The 4,627-nt window shown below is 64.3% G+C and carries 3 protein-coding genes; 2 read left to right on the forward strand and 1 reads right to left on the reverse strand.

All coding sequences use genetic code 11. The annotated features are described in order from the left end of the window. Positions 1-331: 331 nt before the first annotated feature. Complete coding sequence (gene mobF, locus ACWIE7_RS18345) at positions 332-3,856, forward strand: MobF family relaxase (protein WP_454070211.1); 3,525 nt, start codon at positions 332-334, stop codon at positions 3,854-3,856. A 148-nt stretch (positions 3,857-4,004) separates the two neighbouring features. On the opposite strand, the gene ACWIE7_RS18350 is transcribed toward mobF, so the two are convergent. Then, positions 4,005-4,268, reverse strand: a complete 264-nt coding sequence (locus ACWIE7_RS18350) for a hypothetical protein (protein WP_182657749.1) — start codon at positions 4,266-4,268, stop codon at positions 4,005-4,007. 225 nt (positions 4,269-4,493) lie between these two features. Here ACWIE7_RS18350 and ACWIE7_RS18355 point away from each other — a divergent pair. Continuing rightward, a partial coding sequence (locus ACWIE7_RS18355; protein WP_454070090.1) for a helix-turn-helix domain-containing protein occupies positions 4,494-4,627 on the forward strand: 134 nt, incomplete at its 3' end.

Consider the following 4,627-nt stretch of genomic DNA (forward strand, 5'->3'; position numbering starts at 1 on the left):
GCTCCAGCTCGTCGGCCATCGCCTGACGAGCCCTCGCGCGTGCGGTTTGTGAACGTGAATCAGTCTTGGTAGCCGCCATGTGATCGACCCTATTGGTCCACCCATCGCCGCCGCAATGCCCAACCACCATGCCGCCGTCATCGTCGCGCCGTCCTGGTCCCCGATGGCCGCACCACATCTAGCACTGGCCGTGCTAGATCATCCTCGCTGTCGCTTGCCACAAACTGCCACACACAGTAGGCACTATTAGTGAGATCGGGAAGGCACTGGTCACGGCGTCGCGCGACGCGACGCGTAGACGTCGCCTTTCAACACGCCTACGCTGGAGCGCATGATGACCCTCCGAGCGGTACATGCAGGTACTGGATACCAGTACCTGCTGCGCTCGGTGGCCACCAACGACGCCGACCCCGAGGGCAAGTCCTTGTCGGACTACTACGCGGCGAAAGGCACCCCGCCTGGGCGTTGGATCGGCTCCGGCCTCACCGGTCTGAACTCTGAGGCAACCACGTCCGGGGCCACCGTCACGGAATCGCAGATGGCTGCGCTCTACGGCGAAGGTTTGCACCCGGACACCGACGAGAAGATGCTCGCCGGAACATCACTGTCTGACTGCAAACTCGGACGATCCTTCCCGGTCTTCACCGGAACCTCCGAGGTTCTGGCCGCACTATCTGCTGCCGAGAAGCAGTTCCTGTCAACCGAGAAAAGGCGACCCACTGTGCAGGAGCGGGCGCAGCTGGCCGAGCAGATAGGTCGCCCGTTCTACACCGAGAAGTTCGGCTACGAACACGCCTCCGGCAAAGACATCGTTGCCTGGATCAACCGTGAACGCGACCAGGTAAAGCAAGCAGTCGCCGGGTTCGACTTCACCTTCTCTCCGGTGAAAAGTGTCAGCGTTCTGTGGGCGCTGGCAGACGAACAGACGTCCGCGAGAGTGGCGGCACTGCACCACGAAGCCGTGGCCGAGGCACTGTCCTGGGCAGAGGACAACGCCATCTACACCCGCGTCGGTGTCAAAGGAATCCAGCAGGTCAAAACCCGGGGACTCATCGCCTCGGAGTTCACCCATTTTGATACCCGAGGAGGCGACCCGGACCTGCACTCCCACGTCCTAGTCGCCAACAAAGTGCAAGGCCCCGACGGACGATGGTTGAGCCTGGATTCACGGGCAATCCACCAGATGCACCAAGCGATCTCGGCCCGCTACGATGCGATCCTGCACGACAAGCTCACCCGCCAGATGGGTGTCGAGTTCGAGGCCCACTACCCACACCGGGATAAGGCTCCGATTTGGGAAATCGCCGGGATTGACCGCCGACTCATCGACGCATTCTCATCCCGCCGCACCCTCGCCAGACCTGTTTACGACCGCCTAGTTGCCGAGTTTGTCGACACCCACGGGCGCCCACCTTCGCAACGTGCTGCCTACGCTCTGTGGCAGAAGGCGATCCTGGACACTCGTGACGCCAAGAAGCCCGCGCAGTCCCTTGACGAACTCCGCAACGCGTGGCGACAGTCCGCTCAAGAGCGCGTGGGAGCCGAAGCAGTCGAGGCCATCACCGAGCGCGTGACCGCCTCCGATACCGAAACAGAGCGACCGGTATTTGACGTCCAGGAGCACAGCCAGCTGGTGGCTCGGCAGGCCATCTCACGGGTGACCCAGATGCGTGCACAGTTCCGCGCCTCACACGTGGACACCGCCGTATCCACCGCACTCAAGGGCTACCGCTTTACCACCGACGAGGAGCTGAATCGAGCCCACGCCGCTGTGCTGGAGTACGCCATGGAAAGCATTGCGGTGCCCCTGACACCACCGGAACCACTGACTCTGCCGGCGCAGTTGATGACTGAGCAAGACAGGGGAATTGACCGGCACGCCAACAGCGAAAAGTTCACCACCGACGCCGTCCTCGACGCCGAAACCGCTGTCCTTGACGCTGCCCAAACCCCGGTCGCAGTGTTCGCCACCGACGCCGCACTTGATGCTGCCGAGCAGGCCCACCTCGCGGCCACCGGGTGGAGCCTGAACCCCGGCCAGCACGCTCTGGCACAGCACCTGCTCACCGTCGGAACACTCGTGGCCGCAGGGGTCGGGCCGGCCGGCACCGGCAAGACCGCCTCGATGAAGATCGTGGCCGATACCTGGCAAGAAACAGGACGGAAGGCGATCGGGCTGGCTCCCTCTGCCGCCGCCGCCAGCGTGCTGTCAGAAGACATCCACGCCCCCGCCCACACCATCGACTCACTGACCTTCACCTGGCGAGGACTCCACCCCAACCAGCCCGGACAAACCCTGTCGGCACTGCCGGTACAGATCAACCCCGGCGACATGCTCCTGGTCGATGAAGCCGGAATGGCCAGCACCGAGAACCTCGCCGCACTGACCGAGATCGCCGCCGAATCCGGGGCAGTCGTGCGACTGATCGGCGACCCGTACCAGCTGTCCGCGGTCAACTCCGGCGGCATCTTCGCGGAAGTGTGCCGCACCCCCGGCACCGTAGAGCTCGACCAGGTCATGCGCATGGGAGCAGACACCCAGCAAGCAGAAGCAACACTGGGGCTTCGTGTCGGCGACACCGATGCCCTCGAGCTATACCAAGGCCGCGACTGGATCAGTGGTGGACACCGAGAGTCCATGCTCACCGACGCCGTGCAGGCCTACCTCGCCGACCGCGACGCCGGCCGCAAGTCACTGATCATCGCCTCCCGCAACGACGACGTCGACACCCTCAACGAAGTCATCCGCGCACAACGCATCGCAGAAGGCCTCGTCGACGACACCCGCACCACCACCGTCTCCCGCTCAGACTCCGTCGGCGTCGGAGACACCGTCATCGCCCGCAAGAACTCGAAGCTCTACACCACAGACAGCAAATACCTCGGGCGGGTCATCAACGGCCAACTCTTCACCGTCACCGACCTCGCCGACGACGGCACACTCGCCGTACGCGACATCAACACCGGCCAGGACATGCTCATCCCCGCCGACTACGCCGGCACCAACATGCACCTGGGCTACGCGGCCACCATCCACCGCGCCCAAGGCTCCACCGTGGATACCACCCACGCCGTCATCGACACTGGCGTCGATCGGGCCGGCCTGTACGTCGCCATGACCCGAGGCAAGAAAGAGAACCGCGTCTACACGGTCTGCGAACCCGACCTCGACCTCTCCGCCGAAGACGGACACATGCACTCCGCCGGCGACCGCCCCGCACCAACCGCCCAAGAAGTGCTGTCCACGGTCCTGGCCCGCGACACCCGCCACACCTCGGCCATCGAAACCCTGCGGCAGGAATACACCGACGCCACCGACCCCGCACGCCTCGAACAGCTCTACCGGCACGGCGCGGACCTTGCCGCCAGAACCTTCACCGCAGCCACCCTGCCCGAGTACATCGACGCTCTCCCGCGGGCTTACGCCCACCAGATTGATGCTGATCCCGAGCTGCGCACCGAGATTGCGCACGCCTGGACCGAAGCGGCACTGGCAGGCCTGGACCCCCGAGAAATGTGGGCCCAGGCCACCGACACCCTCGACACCGCGAAATCCGCTGGCGCAGTCATCGCCCATCGAATCCGACACGTGACCCGCGAGGTCGGTGAGAAGCTCGAACTGCCCACTCCCCCACCAGAAACCACCACCGGTGACCCGGAACTGGCCACGTGGCTGACCGACACTCGCCACACGCTCACCACCGCGCCGGCCGAGTCTCCTGCCGCCACCGTGAGCGACTTCACCGCGTCCTACCTCGCCCACCGAGCCGCCGAACGAGAGCACGGCCCGGACACCCACACGGCAAGCCCATCGGCGTGGGGGCCTGTCACCGACTCCTCCCCCGACCTGTGGTGACAGCCCTGTTGTGAGCCGGCGGCCATCTGAGATGTCAGGCAGCAGTGGCGGCCCATTGGTGGGGTCGGCCAGTACGTCAGGGGCGGGAATGGGCTGCGCTGGCCGCGGCAATCAGCCTCTCTGTACGGTGCGAGCATCTCGCCAAGGGTTAGGCATGGCCAGATTCTTTGAATAGATGGGTGCGCGAGGTGGCGTCCCAGGTCAACATTCCCAGCTCGTGCAGCACCTTCAGGGACGCCAGCACGTCGCTAGCACTGGCTTGGTCATCGCCAACGAGATCGAGCGGCGTGATCGAGTGCGCGGCTCCGTCAACATCACGCAGATGCAGCGGGTGCGACAGCAGCATCTCCAGCAGCACCTCCTCAGTCAGGGACGGCACCACCTTTTGGATCGTTGCCACGACCTCGGACATCTGCCAGGCCGGGTACGGCAACGGCAAGTACAGCGCTTGAGACGGCGCTACCGTCGACGTTGTCGACGCTCGGGGGTCCACCCGGTTTCGGGACCGAGTGTTCTTGGTCTTTCTGCCTTTCGATTTAGGCATGTGCTCCCTTGGTGGTGGTTATCGTAATCAACAACCACTAGATGCTACTCATAGTCTGTAGACCGATAGTGTTCATCGGGTGAATGTGAAGGCATGCTTTGCGATGCCGACCTGCTCACCCAGTTCGGCACCCGTGTCCGCACCGCACGCGCAGGTACCGGACTGTCACAAGAGGCGTTGGCGGAAGCGTGCGGTCTACACCGCACCTACGTTGGCTCGGTCGAACG

It is taken from the genome of Dietzia sp. NPDC055343 (genome assembly GCF_053645265.1).